14 protein-coding genes are annotated in these 22336 nt (G+C 38.5%); 12 read left to right on the forward strand and 2 right to left on the reverse strand.

What is annotated here, in order from left to right:
* Nucleotides 1–47 precede the first annotated feature (47 nt).
* From BJ095_RS05420 to BJ095_RS05435, 4 genes are all read left to right on the forward strand, one after another.
* Nucleotides 48–1337: a murein hydrolase activator EnvC family protein gene (locus tag BJ095_RS05420; protein ID WP_235867581.1), complete on the forward strand. Its 1290-nt coding sequence runs from the start codon at nucleotides 48–50 to the stop codon at nucleotides 1335–1337.
* Between the two features lie 180 nt (nucleotides 1338–1517).
* Nucleotides 1518–2102, forward strand: coding sequence for a peroxiredoxin family protein (locus tag BJ095_RS05425; RefSeq protein WP_107932716.1), 585 nt, complete (start codon nucleotides 1518–1520; stop codon nucleotides 2100–2102).
* A gap of 163 nt (nucleotides 2103–2265) precedes the next feature.
* Nucleotides 2266–3708 carry a S41 family peptidase gene (locus BJ095_RS05430; protein ID WP_107932718.1) on the forward strand — a complete coding sequence of 481 codons (1443 nt, stop codon included), beginning with the start codon at nucleotides 2266–2268 and terminating at the stop codon, nucleotides 3706–3708.
* Between the two features lie 166 nt (nucleotides 3709–3874).
* Nucleotides 3875–5044, forward strand: a complete 1170-nt coding sequence (locus BJ095_RS05435; protein WP_107932720.1) for a PDZ domain-containing protein — start codon at nucleotides 3875–3877, stop codon at nucleotides 5042–5044.
* Nucleotides 5045–5188: 144 nt separating this feature from the next.
* Here the strand turns inward: BJ095_RS05435 and BJ095_RS05440 are convergent, their stop codons facing one another.
* Both BJ095_RS05440 and BJ095_RS05445 read right to left on the reverse strand, forming a co-directional pair.
* On the reverse strand, nucleotides 5189–5512 hold the full coding sequence (locus BJ095_RS05440; RefSeq protein ID WP_107932722.1) for an AzlD domain-containing protein: 324 nt from the start codon (nucleotides 5510–5512) through the stop codon (nucleotides 5189–5191).
* Nucleotides 5509–6234, reverse strand: coding sequence for an AzlC family ABC transporter permease (locus BJ095_RS05445; protein ID WP_107932724.1), 726 nt, complete (start codon nucleotides 6232–6234; stop codon nucleotides 5509–5511). The genes BJ095_RS05440 and BJ095_RS05445 overlap by 4 nt, the downstream gene beginning before the upstream one ends.
* A gap of 393 nt (nucleotides 6235–6627) precedes the next feature.
* On the opposite strand from BJ095_RS05445, the gene BJ095_RS05450 reads away from it, so the two are divergent.
* The 8 genes from BJ095_RS05450 (at nucleotide 6628) to BJ095_RS05485 (ending at nucleotide 22095) form a co-directional block, all read left to right on the forward strand.
* Nucleotides 6628–7278 carry a TVP38/TMEM64 family protein gene (locus BJ095_RS05450; protein WP_107932726.1) on the forward strand — a complete coding sequence of 217 codons (651 nt, stop codon included), beginning with the start codon at nucleotides 6628–6630 and terminating at the stop codon, nucleotides 7276–7278.
* Between the two features lie 137 nt (nucleotides 7279–7415).
* The gene (gene addB / locus BJ095_RS05455; protein ID WP_107932759.1) at nucleotides 7416–10937 is read left to right on the forward strand and encodes a helicase-exonuclease AddAB subunit AddB; all 3522 of its coding nucleotides are present in this window, start codon (nucleotides 7416–7418) and stop codon (nucleotides 10935–10937) included.
* Nucleotides 10918–14643, forward strand: coding sequence for a helicase-exonuclease AddAB subunit AddA (addA, locus tag BJ095_RS05460; RefSeq protein ID WP_107932728.1), 3726 nt, complete (start codon nucleotides 10918–10920; stop codon nucleotides 14641–14643). The genes addB and addA overlap by 20 nt, the downstream gene beginning before the upstream one ends.
* A 124-nt stretch (nucleotides 14644–14767) precedes the next feature.
* On the forward strand, nucleotides 14768–15922 hold the full coding sequence (locus tag BJ095_RS05465) for a DUF418 domain-containing protein (RefSeq protein WP_107932730.1): 1155 nt from the start codon (nucleotides 14768–14770) through the stop codon (nucleotides 15920–15922).
* Nucleotides 15923–16127: 205 nt separating this feature from the next.
* Nucleotides 16128–17030 carry a fumarylacetoacetate hydrolase family protein gene (locus BJ095_RS05470; RefSeq protein ID WP_107932732.1) on the forward strand — a complete coding sequence of 301 codons (903 nt, stop codon included), beginning with the start codon at nucleotides 16128–16130 and terminating at the stop codon, nucleotides 17028–17030.
* A 150-nt stretch (nucleotides 17031–17180) separates the two neighbouring features.
* Complete coding sequence (locus tag BJ095_RS05475; protein WP_107932734.1) at nucleotides 17181–17546, forward strand: YisL family protein; 366 nt, start codon at nucleotides 17181–17183, stop codon at nucleotides 17544–17546.
* A gap of 1454 nt (nucleotides 17547–19000) precedes the next feature.
* Nucleotides 19001–20458: an alpha-amylase family glycosyl hydrolase gene (locus tag BJ095_RS05480; RefSeq protein WP_107932736.1), complete on the forward strand. Its 1458-nt coding sequence runs from the start codon at nucleotides 19001–19003 to the stop codon at nucleotides 20456–20458.
* 278 nt (nucleotides 20459–20736) lie between these two features.
* The gene (locus tag BJ095_RS05485; RefSeq protein ID WP_107932738.1) at nucleotides 20737–22095 is read left to right on the forward strand and encodes an IS1182 family transposase; all 1359 of its coding nucleotides are present in this window, start codon (nucleotides 20737–20739) and stop codon (nucleotides 22093–22095) included.
* Nucleotides 22096–22336: the final 241 nt, after the last annotated feature.

Here is a 22336-nt window from a genome sequence, read left to right on the forward strand (position 1 = left end):
TAAAAAAGTAGAATCCTGTGTAAGAAAGTTGAAAGGGGTCTTAATCTGTGAAAATAAGTAAAAAACCATTCCAAATTTTTATGGCAACAACTGCCCTGGTACTTGCTCTTCAAGTACCAGTTACATATGCTGCAAGTCTATCAGATTTAAAAAATGAAAAATCTGAGGTAGAAGAGCAAAAAAATCATTTAAGCGATGAAATCCAAGAAAAGTCAGCTGAAATTAATACTATTAAATCTAAACAAGAGGTTCTTTTAAATCAAATTACCCAAATTACAGATAAAATAACAAATACAAACAATAATATTAATCAAGTTACACAAGAAATTTCTGTAACAACACAAGAAATTGAAACGTTAAAGGCTGATATTGTTGCGTTACAGGCTAAAATCGACCAACGTAATGAACTTCTTGCAGAGCGTGCTCGAGCACTTCAGGCAAATGGTTCTGTTAGTTTCCTAGACGTATTACTTGGCGCTAATAGTTTTGTAGATTTCATTGATCGTTATTCGGCTGTTAATACGTTAATGGATGCCGATCGTCAAATTATGAAAGAGCAAAAACAAGATCAGGACAAGCTAGAGGAGCAAAAGCTTACTTTAGAAAAAACGAAAAAAGAATTAGAAACAAAAAAAGCTGAGCTTGATAGTTTAAAAGCTTCTCTTAACTCTCAAAAGAAAGAGAAAGATAATTTAATCGTTCAATTAGAGGCTCAACAAAAACAGATTGCTAGTGAGAAAAAGGTATTAGAAGAGCAATATGAAGAAGCAGTAGAAATTAGCGATGAAATTAATGCTAAAATTGCTTCAGAACAAAAAAGATTACTAGAAATCGCTCGTCAACAAGAAGCTGCGAGAAAAGCGGCAGCTGCCAATAACTCAAAAAATAATGGTGGTGGCACTTCAGCACCAGCAGTTTCTGCAGGAAATTGGACAAAGCCAGCTAACGGTCGTTTCACAAGTCCATATGGTGCTCGTATCCATCCAATCTCTGGACAATATAAATTCCACTACGGAATCGATATTGCGAACAGCACAGGTACTCCAGTCGTATCAGCAGCAGATGGCGTAGTATCTTATGCAGGAAGTCTTTCTACTTTTGGTAATGTTGTAATGGTAACTCATTCAATCGATGGACAAATTTTCACTTCTGTTTATGCTCACTTAAATTCAATTCACGTAAGTGTTGGAACACAGGTATCAAAAGGTCAACAAATTGCAGGAATGGGGAACACAGGTGGTTCAACAGGAACTCACTTACACTTTGAAATTCATGTAGGTACATGGGTAAAACAAAGTGTTGGAAGTGTAAACCCACTAAACTATATTTCTTTATAGCAGTTACAAAGCAGGCTAATTCGTGTTTATCACAAATAGCCTGCTTTTATTATGCCTTAGGAATTTTTTATAATTCGACATCTATGGTATTCTTATAAAGATAATGAAAGAGGGAGCTCATGAAAACAAAGCTTTAGCTCTCTTCAATAAAGTAATTTTTCCTATCTTGGAGGGTGGAAAATGAAAAAGAAAGCAATTGGACTAGTTGTCGTAATGGCACTTGTTGCCATCATGCTGGGAACTTATATTAAAGATCAAATAGAAGCAAGTGAAGCTATTTCTGAACAAGCAGTTTCCTATGAAATGAACCTGGATCAAGAGGAAGGGTTAGCAAAAGGACAAATTGCCCCAGACTTTACTTTAAAAACTTTAGCAGGAGAGACTGTTACCCTGTCTGAACTAAAGGGGAAGAAGGTTGTTTTAAATTTTTGGGCAACCTGGTGCCCACCGTGTAAAAAAGAAATGCCTCATCTTCAAAAATATTATAAGGAAGATGCCAAAGACGATAATGCTGAAATTATTGCTGTAAACCTGACACATACAGAAAGATCCTTAAATGCGATTAAAACAGTACAGCAATTTGTTGATAGCTATAACCTGACGTTCCCCATTCCTTTAATGGAGGAGAAGGGGGTTGATAAGCTTTATCAAATTATCACTATTCCTTCTACCTTTATGATTGATTCAGAGGGACGTATCCAGTATCACATTGTTGGTCCACTTGATCAGGAGGCAATAGGAGAGTATGTAGAGAGCTTAGACTGAGCAAGAAGGAAATAAAATTCAAAAACTCTAATCGTATTTTTTCTATTAAGATAAGCAAAAATGCTTAATTTACTTAAAGAATAAGTTGCAAAATATAAAAATCGGCTTTTCCATGTGTTATCCCATTTCGTTTTTTCATAGAGTGTACGAGAGGGGGTAAACAATGAGGAAAAGTCGATTTTTTGTATTACTGGCTGTGCTTTGTATTATTATAGCTGGCTTTATATTCTGGCAGAGCTCGAAGGAAACTGAAATGGGAGGAGCTAATGTCAGTGATATCGCTGTTATTGACCAAGCCTATTCTCTAATTAAAGAAAACTCTGTATATGGAACTAAGGAATCTGCACTTATTGAAGGAGCAATTCGAGGAATGGCAGGAGCTCTTCAAGACCCGTATAGTACGTACTATACCGAGAAAGAGGCTGCCCTGCATAAGCAATCATTAGCAGGACAACGTGTTGGAATTGGTATTGAAATCACAGAAAAAGACGGTAAATTCATTGTTGTTTCACCTGTGAAATCATCTCCAGCAGAAAAAGCAGGAATTCGTCCTTTCGATGAAATTGTACAAGTTGATGAAGAACGCCTTGATGGGAAAACTCTTGGGGAATTGATGCAAATGATTCAAGGTGAGGCTGGCGAAAAAATTAGCCTTGTATTATATCGCCCAAGTACAGAGCGCCATATCAAAATCAGTGTAGAACGAGCTGAAATGAATAACAAAACTGTTGCATCAAAGGTGATGAAGGCTGAGGAAACCGACATTGGCTATGTATCAATCTCAATGTTTGGTGAAAAGACAGCTGAAGAATGGGTTGAGGCAACAAAGAAATTAATCAGTGAAGATGTAGAAGGAATTATAGTGGATCTCCGTGATAATCCAGGCGGATATTTACATAGCGTAGCAGCTGTTGTAAGTAGTATCGAAAAGGAGAATGACGTTTTTGCATATATGCAAAATGGTAAAGGGGCTATGGAGCCATTAAAAACTTCAAAGCTTGAAGTGGATGAATACTACTTAGAAAAGATGAAGAAGCTACCGGTTGTAGTTCTTCAAAATGAAGGTAGTGCATCGGCAAGTGAAGTAATGGCTGGAGCAGTTCAGAGCTGGGAGCGAGCATTGCTTGTAGGTTCTACTAGCTTTGGTAAAGGAACTGTTCAAGAAACTTGGGGACTTGATAATGGTGGAGAATTAAAATTATCTACAAATAAATGGCTTACTCCTGAAAGACAATGGATTCATGGCAAAGGGATTGAGGCAGATATTGAAGTAGAACAGCATCCATTATTCTCCCTTGAAGTACTGCCATTATCAGGAGAATTTGCTGAAGGTGATTTTAAAGAAGAGGTTGCCTATACACAAAAGGTATTAAGTGGACTTGGTTATAATGTCGCAAGAACAGATGGTTTTTATGACGAAAATACGGCTGAGGCAGTTATGCTTTATCGTGAGCAAAATGATTTGAAAAAGGGACGTCATATGGATGATGATTTCTTTGCAAGTATTAGTGAGCAGGTAATTAAGTATAAGCAAAATGTGGAGAATGATGCTCAGCTAAACATGGGACTTAGTGTAATGATGAATCGCCTAAAAGGGGATATTTAACTTAGTCTAGTTAATTTGAGATAGATTTAAAATGCTTATTCGATTTATTGAAGACTAGCTTGTAGGAAAAATACAATTTTATGCCGAAATAGTTAGATTCTATCTACGCATTTCTGTGCTCGTTTGATACAATGACATTAGTTAGTAGTAAACGGGCGGTGGAAAAATGGTTACAGAAATATTAATAGAGATTGCTAGAGCATTTGGACGATTATTTATGAATCCAATCTTTTATCTAGCAATCATAATGGCTATCTATTTAGGCTATCGTCGAGTAAAAAGGGAAAGAAAATTTTTCCATATTCGTATTTTATGGGGATGGTCCGAAGCGATTGGCTTATTGAAGGAAGGCTTACTAATCGCATTATGTATTTCACTTCTTTCAATCGGTTTTGGACTAACATTACCAGTACAATTTTTATACGTCGCGACGATTATTAGTTTTCTAGCATTGATTATTTACATTTTTCATCTTCTGTCACCAATCATTATATTCACGGCAAGCTTAGTGACACTTTTCTTATTTAACTATTTTAATGTGTCGATTGATTTATTTGGTATAGAGATAAATGGTGTGAATATGAATGAGGATGTAGCTGTAACAGCAGCGGTTTTAGCTGGATTGTTATTAGTTGCTGAAGGAATGCTAATTCGTAAATATGGTGCGCAGTATGCATCACCAATTGTGGAAAATTCAAAAAGGGGCTTAAAAGCAGTCGCCTTTTTAAGCAAGAAGATTTGGGTGCTACCAATCTTTTTCGTAGTACCAGGGAATGTCATTGATGCATATCTCCCTTGGTGGCCACAGTTCTCAATAGGAGCAAATCAATTTTCTCTTGTTTTGTTCCCAATAATTATAGGCTTCCAGCAAATGACTCGACATACATTACCGGTATATTTGTACCCTAAACTTGGTCGTGCTGTTGTGATTTTAGGAGAGTTAGTGGTTATTGGTGGGCTTGTTGCTTATTTTGTTCCACTGGTAGGCTTTGCAATGCTACTGGTAGGGCTAGTTGCACGAATCGTTATATCCATCCGTTTTGCTATTCGTGAGCAAAAGGATGTCTATGCAGTTTCAGCAAAATCCAGTGGTGTCATGATTGCAGGAGTATTGCCAAATTCCCCTGCAGAAAAAATGGGCTTGGATGTTGGCGAAATCATCCGAAAAGTGAATGGCATGGAGGTTCATAGTGAACGACAATTATATGAAGCATTACAAATAAATGCTGCCCATTGTCGACTAGAGGTCCTCAACCATCAAAATGAAGTCCGACTTACCCAGCACGTAGTTTATAACGGCGACCACCATCGTATTGGCTTGCTGGTAGCGGAATAAGTAAGAGCGAGGACCTATAAATGGTCTTCGCTCTTTTTGATATTATTTGGCAGTACCTGTGGATTTACTAAAGCTGAATCTAAAAAAATATCTAACAATCTATAGAAAAAGGACACTTTACAAATAAAATGTCCTTTAGAAATTCTAGATCAATAATCTCAATATCGCCATTGTAACAACGCCAACTATCACTGTTTTCGATAAGCTTTTCGTCCAGATAGCAACAAATAATGTCGGGATAAAGGCCAGTAAGTTGAGCCAGTCGAAAGTCACGAATTTCTCTTCTGCTTCAAAAAGAGATTCCAGCACAAGTGCACTTAAAATACAGACTGGGATATAGGCTAGCCAACGTAGCACGACATCTGGTAATTGGATGTTACGTACTAATATAAAAGGAACTACCCGTGGAACCCAAGTGACAAGAGCACAGCCGAGCATTAACAAAAGAACAGGTAAGGAAATACTCATTTTTCAGTTGCCACCCCAATCGTAGCGACAATAATAGTAGCAATTAGTACGGCCAAGTGTCCTGGGACGAAATATAATAATGCATATAAAACAATGGCCATCAATGCAATCAATTTTAGATAATGCATTAGCTTGCTTTTCCCAATACCGTTTAAGTTAAGAACGAGTAAAGCTCCGAACATGGCGATTAAGGCAAAATCTAAGCCCCAGTTTTCTGCGTTGGGCAGCCATTTTCCAATCAGTCCTCCTATTGTACAAGAAGCAATCCACGTAATATAAGCTGTTAGATTTAAACCATCCATCCAATTGCCACCAAGCTGCTTTTCCTTCATAAGCTTTGTAACGGCAACGCCAAAGGTTTCATCGGTTAATAGTGTGCCAAATCCAATGTTACGTAGCGGTGAATACCGTGTTAAATGAGGAGCAACCGTTAAGGACATAAGCAAATGACGCAAATTTACAATAAAAGTCGTGATTATGATGACAGAAAACGGTGCACCTGCTACATATAATCCACAAAAAATAAATTGTGCAGATCCAGCATAAACAAGGACAGATAATAAAAATATCTCAAAAACTGAAAGATTCGAAGTAATAGCAATAACGCCAAAAGCCAAGCCGATACTTACATAGCCTAATAAGGTTGGGATACAGTCTTTAATCCCCTGAGAGAATGAATCACTTGTAAGTGCTGATTCATTATAATTTAAGTGGGTACTCAATTTGTCTGATTCCTTTCTGAACAAAATTTCGATAGTTATCTAATAAAATAGTAACATTAATAGACATATTCGTGTTAGGTAATCTAGTATTACAGTTAAATGGAACAATTTACAATTTAAATCGTTATTAATAGTCGAATTGGTAAATTTACTTTAAATATCCAACCATCTGTATTAAAATCATATAAAAAATAAGAGAATATCATTTTGAAAATTGAATAAATAGGGAATAGAGAGAATAATAGATTTAAAAATAACCTTAAATTAACGGTTTAACTTTGGATAATGTTGCAAAAGATAGTAACAATAATTCATAAAAATGGACTGTATGAACAATGTTAAATAAATTCGGTTTAGTCAGTAAATCATACCTTAAAAGTCGGGGTGGAACATGTGAACGATTTTTTTACAGTTGAAAATATTGAAAACCTGGCAGCACATTATCGGACACTTGGCCCGCTAATCGGTATTTTACTTCCTTTTATAGAAGCTTTTTTACCATTTCTTCCTTTAGTGGTTATTGTTGTAGCTAACGCTAGCTCCTATGGCTTATGGATAGGCTTTTTGTTGTCATGGATAGGAACGGTACTAGGCTCATATGTTGTTTTCCTACTTACACGGAGATTTGGAAAACATCCAAGGCTCAAGGTTTTTATTGAAAAAGAAAAGGTTCAAAAATTAATCAAATGGGTTGATATGAGAGGGCTAAGTCCATTATTTATCCTGCTTTGCTTCCCGTTCACTCCATCAGTTCTCGTCAATATCGTAGCAGGTCTTTCTAATATTAAGAAAAAATATTATTTAATCGTTGTCATGGCAGGTAAGTTCATCATGATTGCCAGCATGAGTGTATTGGGCTACGACTTAAAAGCTTTAATAACTGACCCTGTAAAGTTAATCATCGCAGGTGTAGGGATTTTCCTGCTCTGGATTGTTGGTAAAGGCATCGAAAAGCATTTAAACAAAAAAGTTGAGAAAGACCTAAAATCGGTTGCCAATAAAAAAAACATTAAAATGTCTGTCAAGAAGGAGCGGTTGTTATAAATCGCTCTTTTTTGATGGGTAAAACCTTTTTAAAAGCTACAAAAAGTAAAAAAATTTTATAATCGCATTGTTTTAAAAACGAACGTACATTCTGATATAATAGAAGATAATATATGGAACAGAAAGAAGGGAACGTCATGTCGTTACGAGTGATTAGTGGACGAGCTGGTACAGGGAAGTCTACATTCATACATCAGGAAATCGTAAAGGAGTTAAAGGAACAACCTTTAGGCTCCCAAATTTATTTAATCGTTCCTGACCAAATGTCTTACCAGGCAGAATACATGCTTACTAATCAGTATGATATAAAAGGGATTATTCGAGCACAGGTCATGACGTTTAAACGTTTAGCATGGCATATCCTGCAAGAAACTGGGGGCATTGCAAAAGAGCAAATCGATAAAATTGGTTATCGTATGCTCATCCGACGCTTGCTGGCAGAAAATAAAGAGCAGTTTTCGTTATTCCGTCAGGCAGCAGATAAGCGGGGTTTTACAAAAGAAATAGAGCAGCTTATTAAAGAGTTCAGTCAATACAACATTGATAGTCAGACATTGGCCGATACGATTACTCAGTTAGAGGAATCTTCAGCTCCTAATACACTCATCGCAAAGTCGAAGGATTTACAGCTAATTTTAACAAAGCTTGAAGAGGTACTAGGTGATAGCTTTATAGATAGTGAGGGATTTTACCCAATTCTGATTGAACAATTGCAGAATTCAGAGAGAATTAGAGAGGCACACATTTATATAGATGGTTTTACAGCCTTTACAGTTCGAGAGTTTGAAATCGTCAAACAGCTAATGTCTTTGGCTAAAAGGGTGACGGTTGTTTTACCTTTTGAGGATCCAAACGATAAGTATAATGACCAAGCTGTCTTTTATCGACCGGCTGTAATGTATGATAAATTGCTTCAGGAGGCATATAAATTTCAAATTGATGTCGAACCGCGAATTCATTTGGAAAATAGCTATCGCTATCAAAATCATGATCTGCAGCATGTTGAAAAACAATTCCATCAAGCAATTCCACAGCCGATTGAGGCAGAAGGATTTGTCCAAGTCATGGAAGGGGCAAATCGTAGAGCTGAAATCCATGCGATTGCCCGGGAAATATGTCGAATTGTCAAGGACGAGGGAATACGATATCGGGATATTGGGATTATGTATCGTCAAGCCGCTGTATATGACCCATTAATTCAAACGATTTTTGCTCAATATGATATCCCTCTTTTCACCAACGAAAAAAAGACGATGCTTCATCATCCATTAATTGAGTTTAGTCGGTCGATATTAGAAGTAATCTCTTCTAATTGGCAGTATGAGCCCGTTTTTAGAAGTGTAAAAACAGATTTATTCTTCCCATTAAAAAGTGATTTGAAGGAGATGCGTGAGAAGGCGGATCTATTCGAAAACTTCGTCATTGCACAGGGGATTTATGGCTATCGATGGTTCGAGGATTCAAGATGGTTTTATAAAAAATATCGTGGGCTAGAGTTTTATTCTAAAAAACAAACCGATGAAGAAATTCAAATGCAAAAGCTGATCGATGAAATAAAAGAAATCATCAAGGCACCACTTGAGAAGCTTCAAGAGCAGCTAAAGGAAGCTGAAACTGGTAGAGAAATCGCCATGGCCTTATATAATTGTATCGACGATTTAAAGGTTTATGAGAAGTTACAGGCCTTAAAAAATATAGAATTGGAGGAGCATGACCTCCATGGTGCAAGTGAGCATGACCAGGCCTGGAACCGCTGGATCAATGTATTAGAACAATTTGCTCTTTTATTTGGTGACCAAAAGCTGACGCTTGAAGAGGCTGCCCAAATATTGGATGAAGGGTTTGATACACTTCACTTTTCAAAAATTCCACCATCAGTTGATGAGGTAACGGTTTCTACAGTTGAATTCTCTCGCTTTGACAACAAGAAAGCAGTATTCGTCATTGGTGTGAATGATGGCGTCTATCCAATGCGCATGGACTATGAGGGATTAATAACCGATGTGGAGCGAGGTTGGTTTGCAGGAGCTGATATAGAGCTATCACCAACGTCAAAGCATCGTTTGCTACAGGAAGCATTTTTAATCTATCGTGCTTTTTCATCTCCTACAAATCGACTTTATGTAACCTTTGCAAGCTCAGACGAAGAAAGTAAAGCACTACTGCCTTCACTCTATGTCAATCGTTTGCATAAGCTCTTTGAGGTGGGTGGCGTAAAAACCTTGCCTCATACGCGAGTTCTTAATGATCCGATTGAGGAATTGGAGCCAACAAATACGCTTGCATATTTACAGCACCCAAGGACCTCTTTGGCTTATTTAATGATGCAATTACGTCAGGCCGAGTATACACAAGAGCTTGCACCTGAGTGGCTGGCTTTAAAGACATTTTATGAACAGGATGCTAATTGGAAGCATGTGCTACAAGCGGTGATGCGTCCGTTAAAAAAGAAAAAGAATACCGAAAACCTAACACCGGAAATTACAGAAAGCTTATATGGTACAGAGTTGACCTCCAGTGTATCTCGGGTTGAAAAGTTTTATCGCTGTCCTTTCTCTCATTTCACAACCTATGGCTTAAGACTGGAGGAACGAGCAGTTTATCGACTTGAAAATTTTGCGATGGGTGATTTATTCCATGAAGCCTTAAAATGGATCACACTTGAAACAGAGCGGTTAAACCTGCAGTGGAATCGATTATCGAAGTTACAGTGTAGTCAGCTTGCTCGCCAGGCAGTGGAGCATATCGTGCCTGTATTTTCTCATCAAATCTTATTAAGCAGTGCCCGTTATCGCTATATTCAAAGAAAGCTAATTCGAATCGTTGAACGGACAATGATGGCACTATCCCAGCATGCCAAAAATTCCTTCTTTAAACCAGTGGCAATCGAAGCCGCATTTGGACCGAATGAAAAGCTGCCACCGTTAGAAATAGATTTATCAGGTGGTAGAAAAATGCGCATCCAGGGTCGAATTGACCGAATTGATCGAGCGAAAATCGGGGACAAGTCCTATTTACGAGTTATTGATTACAAATCCTCTAGCCGTGACTTGGATTTAAATGAGGTATACCACGGGATTTCACTACAGCTTCTAACATATTTAGATGTAGCCGTTGAAAATTCTGAGCTATGGTTTGATGGAGACGTAGATCCTGCTGGAGTACTTTATGTGCATGTGCATAATCCAATTTTAAAAATGGAGCAGGAAGTCGATGAAATGACTCTCGAGCTCGAGCGCATGAAAAAATATCGTATGAAGGGGCTCCTAACAGAGAATGCAGAGTCATTAATCGCAATGGATGAGGAGCTAGAGCTTGGCGGTAGCTCAAATATCGTCCCTGTGTATTTAAAGAAGGACGGAACGACATCCTTATCTAAATCTCGTGTTGTGCAGCCAAGTGATATGGGGCAAATCCAGCAATATGTCAGACACAAGCATAAAGTGGCAGGGGACGGCATTTTAAGTGGTGAAACGGGAATCAAGCCTTATCGCTTAAAGGGTAGGACAGCCTGTGACTACTGTAGCTTTAAATCTGTTTGTCAATTCGACCCAACAGACCATGAGCAGCTCTATCACCAGCTACAGGCCGACAAAACGGATAATATTGTCTCGAAAATAAGAGAGGAGTTGAAAAACGATGGGTCTATCAATTCCTGAAAAAAAACTAGACGTAACATGGACTGACGAGCAGTGGAAGGCGATTTGGGCTACAGGTCAGGATACGCTAGTTTCAGCAGCAGCGGGCTCTGGTAAAACAGCAGTACTTATAAATCGAATGATAGAAAAGGTAATCTCAAACGAGAATCCCATAGATGTGGATGAACTCCTTGTTGTGACATTTACAAATGCCTCAGCAGCAGAAATGCGCCATCGTATGGCAGAGGCGTTAGAAAAAGAAATTGCCAAGGATCCTCGGAATCAGCATTTACGTCGCCAGCTAAGCTTAGTAAATAAAGCGCAAATTTCTACCTTGCATTCATTTTGCTTAGCTATAGTTCGCCAATATGCCTATCTAATCGAAATCGATCCTGGTTTTCGAATTGCTAACGAAGGAGAATCCGCATTATTACGCGATGACGTCTTAGCAGAAGTATTAGAAGAAGCCTATGATCAGGATGACGAAGCTAAGGTAAATGCAGTGTATCGATTGGTGGATAGCTTTACATCGGATCGTGATGACCAAGCCATTGAAACACTGATTAACAAGCTATATGAGACGTCAAGAGTCCATCCAGAGCCAACGAAATGGTTGCGTTCATTATCTGGACAATATGACTTGCCAGAAAATATCACTATTGATGAGCTTGCCTTTATAGAGCCATTGAAAAACTCCATAAGGTTCAGCTTAGAAGAAGCTCTTGCACACATCGAAGAAATGCGCCAGTATTCGTTAAAGCCAGATGGTCCAGCAGGCTATGGAGAAACGGCAATGCTAGATACAGCCATAATCGAGGAAGCAAAACGGATAATTACCCACCATACATGGCAAGAGGCATATGATTTTTTCAATACGTTAAAGTGGCCGGGCATAGCAAGAATACCAAAGGATAGCTGTGATCCTGACCTCAAGGCAATGGGACAGAAAAAACGAGATCAAGCCAAAAAGATTGTAAACCAGCTGAAGGAAGCGTTCTTCCTGAGAAAACCAGAGCGACTGTTACAGGAAATTCGTTTAATGGCTCCAATTATTGATACATTGGTCGAGTTAACGGAGAGCTTCAGTGATAAATTTAAAGCAGCCAAGCTACAAAGAGGCCTAGTGGATTTTTCTGATTTAGAGCATTATGCCCTGGAAATTCTTACGGTAGAAGAGAATGGGAAGCTCCAGCCATCCCCAGTTGCATTAGATTTTAAAGATAAGTTTAAAGAAGTGCTTGTCGATGAATATCAGGATACAAATATGCTTCAAGAGACGATTCTACAGCTGGTTAAAAGCGGTAGCGAATTCGATGGAAACTTATTTATGGTGGGCGACGTAAAACAGTCCATCTATCGATTCCGACTTGCTGAGCCAATGTTATTTTTAAATAAATATACGCAATTTGAGGAAGAACCAGTTTCGAATGGCTTGAAAATAGATTTGAATGCAAACTTCCGTAGTCGAAAAGAGGTATTGCACGGGACAAACTTTGTTTTTGAACAAATAATGGGTGAGACAGTTGGGGAAATCCACTACGATGAAAAGGCTGGACTTAAGCCAGGTGCTCCTTATAATGAAGTGGAAATGCCAATCGAACTGGCGATTATATATGAAGAAAATCCGGATGACTCATTGGAAGAAGCAGATGAAGACTTAGCCCCTGATATTGCCATGGAGGAAGAACTTCAGAAATCACAAGCAGAAGCGCGGTTTATTATTAAACGAATCCGCGAGCTAATCGATAGTGGTGCAACGGTTTATGATGCAAAACAAAAGGACCCTGAAAAACGTGTTCGCCCAATGCAGTATAGCGATATTGTGATATTAATGCGTTCAATGACTTGGTCCAATGATTTAGTCGAAGAGTTTAAATCAGCAGGCATTCCTTTATATGCTGAGTCCTCAAAGGGCTATTTCGAGGCACTAGAAGTTATGGTCATGCTAAATGTCTTACAGGTAGTCGATAATCCTTACCAAGACATTCCTTTAGCTTCTATTCTAAGAGCTCCATTTGTTGGCTGTACCGAAAATGAATTGGCTAAAATTCGTTTAGTTAATCGTAAAGCTCCTTATTACGATGCTGTGAAACAATTTGTTGAAGAAGAGCATACAGGTCTCGATACAAATACCGCTGAAAAATTACAACGTTTCTTAACTCAGCTTGAACATTGGAGAAATTTAGCACGCAGAGGCTCCTTATCTGATTTAATTTGGAAAATTTATATCGATACGAATTATTATGAAATGGTTGGTGCCATGACTAATGGGAAACAACGTCAGGCAAATTTAAGAACCTTGCACGACCGTGCCCTTATGTATGAGAAAACTTCCTTCCGAGGGCTGTTCCGTTTCTTACGCTTCATCGATCGTATGCGTTCTCGAGGCGATGATTTGGGAGTAGCCAAGTCCATTGGTGAGAAGGATGATGTAGTTCGACTCGTTACAATTCATTCCTCTAAAGGACTTGAGTATCCTGTTGTTTTTGTGGCTGGATTAGGACGCAGCTTTAATCAGATGGATTTTAATAATTCGTACCTATTTGATCAGCAATTTGGATTAGCTGTAAAGGCGATTGACCCAGATGATCGAATTATGTATACATCACTTCCATTTTTAGCGATGAAAGAGAAGAAGATTCTTGAGTTAAAAGCAGAGGAAATGCGTGTTTTATATGTAGCCATGACAAGAGCAAAGGAAAGATTGATTCTAGTAGGTACTGTGAAGGATTGGGAGAAGGTCAATGCCAAGTGGGCAGAGGTACAGCATCTGCCGACAGAGGTAATGCTGCCAGAATATTTACGTGCTCGAGCAAAAAATTACTTAGATTGGATCGGTCCTGCGGTAGCTAGACATGAATGCTTTATAGCTTTAAGTCAAGAAGAGTACAAGCCGGTAGAGAATTCTTCTAAATGGGTGGTCACTCCTATTTCAAATACTTCCTTTATGAGTGCATTGCATTTTGAGGCGGAAGGGAAATCGACTGAGGAGGCAGCTCAAGAGGTGGATCAAGCATTACTAGCTAAAATGCAGCTCCAATATAACACACCATATGCTCATGCTAGTGCAGTATCCAAAAAGTCTAAAACAAGTGTTTCAGAAATTAAACGAATTGAAAGTCTGCAACGCGAGGAAGAACCAGAGACACAAATTATGCATTTGAAATCAGTCACTGCGAAAAAAAGACCGCTATTTTTGCAGGAAAAGAAATTATCAGCAACTGAAATTGGTACGGTCGTTCACACAGTGATGCAGCATATACCTCAGGAAGGCTTCTCTACTATTGATGAAATAGTAGCGTACTTGAATGTATTAGTAAAAAGAAATTTACTGACGGAAGATGAAATTCAAGTGGTTGACCCCGAAAAGGTCTATCAATTCTTTTTAAGTAATATTGGTCAGCGTTTTACTCGTGCCAAGCAATTGCATCGAGAGGTTCCGTTTACTTTAAGTATTGAGGATGAGGAGGGAGACTCACAGATTATTCAGGGGATTATTGACTGTTTAATTGAAGATGAGGATGGTAAGTGGATTCTGCTTGATTATAAAACAGACAAAATTCTCCCACAGTTTTCAGAGGAGCCCTATTTAACAAATGAAATGAAAAAACGCTATGGTGTTCAGTTAAGGATTTACACAGAGGCAATTGAATCGATTTTACAGGTAAAGGTCGATGAAAAAATACTTTATTTATATAATGCAGAGGCAGAAATCAGACTAGATTAGCACTAAAGCATAAGAAGCCTATTAATTTTAAAAAAATTAATGGGCTTTTTTTCGAAAAAAGTGTTGGATAATCATGTAAAATAATAACAAGTTATTATTTTTGTCAAAGAAAAGGAGAACCATAGTGAATTTTCAACCAACAGCTTTAAATGAGAGAGTTGACTCTCTAGATATTTTACGAGGATTTAGTTTACTGGGAATTTTATTAGTAAACATGTTCGGATTTTATCTGCCACTGCCTCATATAGATTTAGGTAATTGGTTTACAGAAGCAAAGGATATTATTTGGCATCAAACCTTGGATATCTATGTACAAAGTAGCTTCTACCCATTATTTTCAATGTTATTTGGCTATGGGCTAGCCATGCAATTTATGAAGGCGGAAAAGACAGGTGCAAGCTTCTATAAATTTGCACCAAAACGATTAATTATTTTATTAATAATTGGTTTATTCCACGCCTTTTTCATCTGGTGGGGAGATATTTTAACAATGTATGCATTTTGTGGTTTTATTCTTCTTCTCTTCCTGCGCTTTGGAAGTGGCTGGCTGCTAACATTTGGGATAGTCATTAATGGAATCATGCAGGTATTCTTCATTGGCATGTTTTCGCTTCTTAGCGTGGCTAATTTAGAGGTTGAGGAGCCGGCTGTCGATATTACAATGATTAACAATGCCCTATCTGCCTATGGAATTGGTAGCTGGACAGATGCTTTTCTCCAGAGGCTGGATGATCTAGCGCTTCAAATGGGGTTAGTAATGTGGATTACCTCGTTGCTGACGATCTTACCGTATATGCTAATCGGTGCAGCCTTCGCAAAATGGCGCTTAATCGAAAGAGGAAAAGAGTTAAAAATTCTATGGATTAGCTTAACAGTTATATGTTTAGCGCTGGGACTTTTCATTAAGAGCACACCGTTTATTTATAACAGTACTTATCTATTAGACTATTTAAAAGTATATGTAGGGGGGCCGATTCTTTCTATTGGCTATATTGGCGTGGTAGTTTGTCTATGTATGATTCCAGTAATGCCAAAGCTGTTGAAGCCGTTAGCTAAAGCGGGCAGAATGTCACTAACGATTTACATTATGCAATCGATTATTTGCACATTAATCTTCTATAATTTTGGATTCGGGTTATATGGTGAAGTGGACGTTCAAATGGGAACTTATATAGCGATTGGTCTATTTGTCATTCAGGTCATTTTTGCAGAGCTTTGGTTTACTAAGTTTAAACAAGGCCCATTAGAGCTATTAGTAAAGAAATTAACTTATCGATAATCGTCGTAATTTAGAAAGATGGCAGAGTGGAATGTATTTGAAAATAGTAATTCTATTTCACTAAATTGCTAAAAATTTCTTGTCTGAAAAGTGAGCAATTTCAGAAAATTTGATGTATGATGAAACTAATCTAGCATTTATTCGATATATTCTAAATATCGGAGAATGTAAAGACTACAAAGGAAAAAAGAAGGAGCCTTTATTTATGAAGATTTTATCGTTCAAATTAAATGGAGAAGTGAAATTCGGTCCGAAAGTTAAAAAAGAGGAAGCGGTTTGGGATGTGCTAGCTATTCAAGAAGAGCTTAAAATTCTCCCTTCTTTTCCAAAACAAATTATTGATGGAATTACATTAGGTTTTGACTTTGTTGAACAAACTCGTAGATTAGTTGAAGCAGTAAAAAATACTGCAGAAGTTAATCAATATAAGCTAGCATTTTCTGAAATAGAGTGGCTATCACCTATTCCAAGAACACCAAAAAATATTTTATGTATCGGTAAAAATTATCAGGATCATGCTAAAGAAATGGGAGCCGATGCGGCACCTGTAGACTTGGTCGTATTCACAAAATCATCAACTTCGATTGCAGCTGATGAACAAGTTCTGCCAATCCATGAGGAAAAAACAAATTCTCTAGATTATGAAGGTGAGCTTGCTATCGTAATAGGAAAGAAAGGGAAGGATATCCCGAAAAAGCTTGCCTATGACTATATTTTTGGCTATACAATCGCCAATGATATTACAGCACGTGATCTTCAAGATCGTCATAAACAATTTTTCTTAGGCAAAAGCTTAGAAGGCTCTTGTCCAATAGGTCCATATATCGTTTCAAAAGACGAAATTACTGATCCGCAAAATTTAACGGTTGTAACGAAAGTAAACGGGGAAGTGCGACAAAACGGCTCTACAAAAGATATGGTATTCCCTATCGATGAGTTGGTAGCTACTCTTTCTCGCCATGTTACGCTTGAGCCAGGTGACATCATTCTAACAGGTACACCTGCTGGGGTAGGCAAAGGAATGAACCCTCCAACTTTCTTAAAGGCTGGAGATATAGTCAAGATTTCGATTCAGGGAATTGGAACTCTTTCCAATCGATTTGAATAGAAATTCTTAATTTGTCTAGTAAATTGCCCTTGAAATCTTAAAAAATAGTTTTAAATTTGTACATTAAAGTAAATAGAGCCTAATATATTTGAATACCCAAACATGCATATGGTAGGATATTGCTGACAAAGAAAAAAAGGTGGGAACAAGATGGACTTTTTAACAAACTCAACACACTTACACATTACCACTTGGGTAGTTGCTTTAATACTATTTTTCGTGGCAGCAGTAGCTTCAAAATCTAAAGGGATTCATATGGCGTTACGTTTGTTCTATATTCTAATCATCATTACTGGTGGGGCATTATTTATTGAAGCAATGGATTTTGGACAAGGCATGCTTTACGGGATTAAATTCCTATTAGGTATTTTAGTAATCGGTATGATGGAAATGGTTTTAGTACGTCAAGCTAAAAACAAACCAACAACAGTTTTCTGGATTATCTTTGCAATTTCTCTATTTGCAGTATTATATATGGGATTTGCATTACAAATGGGCTTCAATTTCTTAGCTTAATAATAAGCTCCAAAATCGCAGGGTACTTTTTGTACTTTGCGATTTTTTTTGATGAAATGTATTGGGGCTATTAAATGAAGAGAGAGTCGGTTTTGAGGTAATGTTGCATTGAAGGAGTAATGAAGAGAATCAAATGCATTGAAGTTAGCGAAAGTTTGCTACGGTTGGAGCAGGTGGTAGTGTTCAATTGTACGAATGAGCCGATAATTGCGACGGTACAAGCAGGTGGTGCTGTTGAACTGTAGCACAGTGGGGAAGAATGAGACGGTACAAGCGAGTGGTACAGTTGAACGGTAGTAAACAGAGGAATATTAAGACAATACAAGCGAATGAAGCCGCTGAACGGTAGCAAACAGAGGAACAATGCGACGATTCAAGCGAGTGGTATGGTTGAACGGTAGCAAAGCGGGGAACATTACGACAGTACAAGTAGGTGGCGCCGTTGAACGGTAGCAAAGCGGGGAACAATACGACGGTACAAGCGAGTGGTACAGTTGGACGGTAGTAAAGTGAGGAATAATACGACGGTACAAGTAGATGGTGCCGCAGAACGGTAGCAAAGCGGGGAACAATACGACGGTACAAGCGAGTGGTACTGTTGAACGGTAGCAAAGCGGGGAACAATAAGACGTTACAAGCAAGTGGCGCCGTTGAACGGTAGCAAAGCGGGGAACAATAAGACGGTACAAGCAGGTGGCGCCGCAGAACGGTAGCAAAGCGGGGAACAATAAGACGATTCAAGCAAGTGGTACTGTTGAACGGTAGCAACAGAGGAACAATGCGACGATTCAAGCAAGTGGTACCGTTGAACGGTAGCAAAGTGAGGAACAATGCGACGGTACAAGCGAGTGGTACTGTTGAACGGTAGCAAACAGAGGAACAATGCGACGATTCAAGCGAGTGGTACTGTTGAACGGTAGCAAAGCGGGGAACAATAAGACAGTTCATGCTAGTGAAAGCCCGCAATCGTAGCAAAACGAGAACCATTGCTTCCATCCAAGCAAGCGTCTCCCCCGCAATCGTAGTAAAACCAGAAACATTACAACCATCCAATCCCAATTCCCCCCACAACCGTAGCAAAAAGCCAAACTCTACACTTCCCCCAACTCCTATACCTACTCCAACCAAGCAAATCAATCCTCAAAATGCACTTCAACACAACACGCCCACCATCTCCAAATTTAAATACACAGTATTATACCCTCCAAGCTTACCGAAACTAAACTTCATACACCAAGGCAACACTGCATCCAAGTGACACGTTCACGTTTTTGTCGCATTTTCCAATGTAAATTGCTGATTTCCTAGTAAAAGATAGCAGAAGGTCTTTTCTTTTTGGTAAAATGGCGATGATATGTCTTTACTTCAGGGAGTTCTATAAGCATTGGATGAGGTTAGAGCCTGGCAATTACAAAAAGTAAAAGCAAGGCGGATTTGATAGGAGAGGGATAATTTTGAAATTCACAAAATGGATAAGCATCACAGTGGCGTCAGCAATTGTTGCTGCATCATTTTCTTTGCCAGCTGTTGCAGCCGCACAAGAAACAAAAACAATTGCAGATGAAACGATATATGATTTATTGGTAGACCGTTATTTTAACTCGACTGCCGAAAATGATTACAATACAGATCCTAAGGATATTACTCAATTTGCTGGTGGTGACTTTGGCGGGTTAATTGATAAATTTTCATTAATCACAGATATGGGCTATAGCATTGTGTCGTTGGGCTCTGTTTTCAAAACAGAAAAGTATGACGGGACAATGGTTACAAGCTATGAAGAAATTGAACCGCATTTTGGTACAGCAGACGAGCTGGCGAATGTTATTAATACATATGCTAAGAGCAATGTAAAGGTAATGGTGGATTTCCCGCTAACAAATGTCAGCGAGAATCATGAATGGGCTCAGGATCCAGCAAAAGCTGAGTGGATTACAGGCTCCTCTGACGCGAGAGTACAGTGGGATTTACAAAATGAAGAAGTACAGCAGGCCTTACTTAACTCGGTAGTAGACTTTGTTTCCTCTTATAAATTTGGTGGCATTCGCTTAACTAATCTTGGTAACGCTGATACGGAATTTATAAATGAATTAATTTCTGCTATTAAAGAAGTGAATGAGGATATTTACGTTATCTCTAATGAAGAAAGTGAGGCAACTTTTGATGCTAAATACTACTCAGAAACAACAGAAGCCTTCCGTAATGCTTACAAAAATGTAAACCAAGATTCATCTAATCTTTTAACTAATATTGAACCTTACGCGAACGGGGAAGAAGCACCTACGCAGCTAATGCTGGATAACGTCTTTACTGACCGCTTTACATTAACAGTAGAAGCTTACCCGCCAACTAGAACAAGACTAGGAATTGTCGCAACATTACTTTTACCGGGGGTACCTGTTACACAATATGGAACAGAGCTTATTATGAATGGTGAAGCTGGGGCAGAGGCACATCAGCTTTATAACTTCAAAACAGATGAAGAAATGATAGACTTTATCGGGAATGTCCAAACCTTACGTTCACAATCTGAAACTTTAAGAGATGGTGGATACAAATTACTGAAAAATGACAGTGGGTTTTTAGTGTTTGAGCGTTATTCTGATACAGAAAGATGGATTGTTGTCATAAATAACACGGGGCAAACAACTCGATTTGATATATCAGAAGAAGAAATTGGTACAGGTAAAGAGCTTCGTGCCATGCTGGACAATGATACAATTCGTATGAATAAAAATGGAACTTACCCTATTGTACTTGATCGAGAAATCGTTGAAATTTTCCAGGTTACGGAAGAAAAGGGTATAAATAAAGGCTATCTAGCAGCTCTAGCAGTGGTCTATTTATTATTTATCGCCTTTGTAATTGCGATTATTAAACGTGGTAAAAAAAGAAAATCCCAACAGCAATAGATAAAAAAGGTAAAATTACTCCGGTAATTTTACCTCAGACTGTAGACAAACTCGAAATTTCAAGTTTGCCTACAGTCTTTTTTCTTTTAAAATAAAAGTAATAGTTTCTGAAATAGAGTTAGTTGATTTCCGTTTCGGCGGACGCTTTCCGCGGGCGTGGCCCAATCCTCCTCGTCGCTTTGCTCCTGCGGGGTATCGGCCTTCACGCTTTTCCCGCAGGAGTCGCCGCCTACACTACAATCAACTCCTTTCTAAATAAATGTCTGAGGTGAATGGATATGATCTCGAAAAATCAAATAAATGAACGTGATCAAATTGAGATGATTACAATTGAACAACTTGTACCACCGAATCATCTTGTTAGAAAGCTTGAATCAGCTATTGATTTTTCCTTCATCTATCCACTAGTAGAACCACTGTATTCAACACTAGGTCGACCGAGTGTGGATCCAGTCGTATTAATTAAAATGACATTTGTTCAATATGTATTTGGAATTCGTTCAATGCGTCAAACTATAAAAGAGATCGAGACGAATATGGCATATCGATGGTTTTTAGGATTTGGATTCCATTCTGAAGTACCGCACTTTTCTACCTTCGGTAAAAATTATGAACGTCGTTTCCAAGATACGGATATCTTTGAACAGATCTTCTATCGAATTCTTAAAGAAATTGCAGATAAAGGATTACTAAGTGCCGACCATGTCTTCATCGATTCAACTCATGTTAAAGCCAGTGCGAATAAACGTAAATTCGAAAAGAAGATTGTACGCAAAGAGACTCGGGCATATGAAGCTAAACTTCAAGAAGAGTTGAATCAAGATCGGATTGATCATGGGAAGAAACCATTCCCGCCAGATAAATTTGAAAAAGAAGATATGAAGGAAATTAAAGAGAGTACGACAGATCCTGAAAGTGGCTACTATGTAAAAGATGAACGGACGAAGCAGTTTGCTTATTCATTCCATGCGGCAGCGGATAGGTATGGATTTATACTTGGATCGATTGTGACACCTGGGAATGTTCATGATAGTCATATGCTTCAGCCACTTGTTGAAAAGGTAATGGAAAAAGTGAAGAAGCCACTTGCGGTTGCGGCCGATGCTGCTTATAAAACACCTGCGATTACTAAGTTTTTATTTGAACATGATATTCAACCGGCACTTCCGTATACACGACCAAAAACGAAGGATGGATTTTTACGTAAACACGATTATGTATATGACGAGTACTATGATTGTTACCTTTGTCCGGAAGGGCAAATCCTAAAATATTCGACAACGACTAAAGATGGAAAACGCCAATACAAATCGAACCCTACTGAGTGTGCAAACTGTCCTTTGCTTGCTCGATGTACGAACAGTAAAGACCATCGAAAAATTATTGAGCGTCATATTTGGGCACATCATGTAGAGGAAGCGGATCATCTTCGTCATCAAAACGATATCAAACAAATATATGCAAGACGTAAAGAAACGATTGAACGTGTTTTTGCGGATGCGAAAGAAAAGCATGGTATGCGATGGACAACCCTACGTGGGATTAAAAAATTGTCCATGCAGGCGATGCTTACTTTTGCTGCCATGAATTTAAAGAAGCTTGCCAATTGGACATGGCAAGCTCCAGAAATGGTCTAAAATAGAATACTCGTAGAGTACTTTTGCTTAAAATAAGACTGTCAAATACCCGAAAAACGTTCAAAATTACAAAAGGCCTTCAGAATGTGACCATTCTGAAGGTCTTTTGTCGACAATCTGAGGTAAAATTACTCCGGTAATTTTACCTTTTTTGTGTGCCGGGCATGTCCGTCAACTAGGTGATGAAAGTTCACTGTGGGCGTTGAGATATGCGAACCACTAGCCAAACGCAAGGGTGTCC

This window comes from Ureibacillus chungkukjangi (assembly GCF_003217295.1).
Classification (GTDB): domain Bacteria; phylum Bacillota; class Bacilli; order Bacillales_A; family Planococcaceae; genus Ureibacillus; species Ureibacillus chungkukjangi.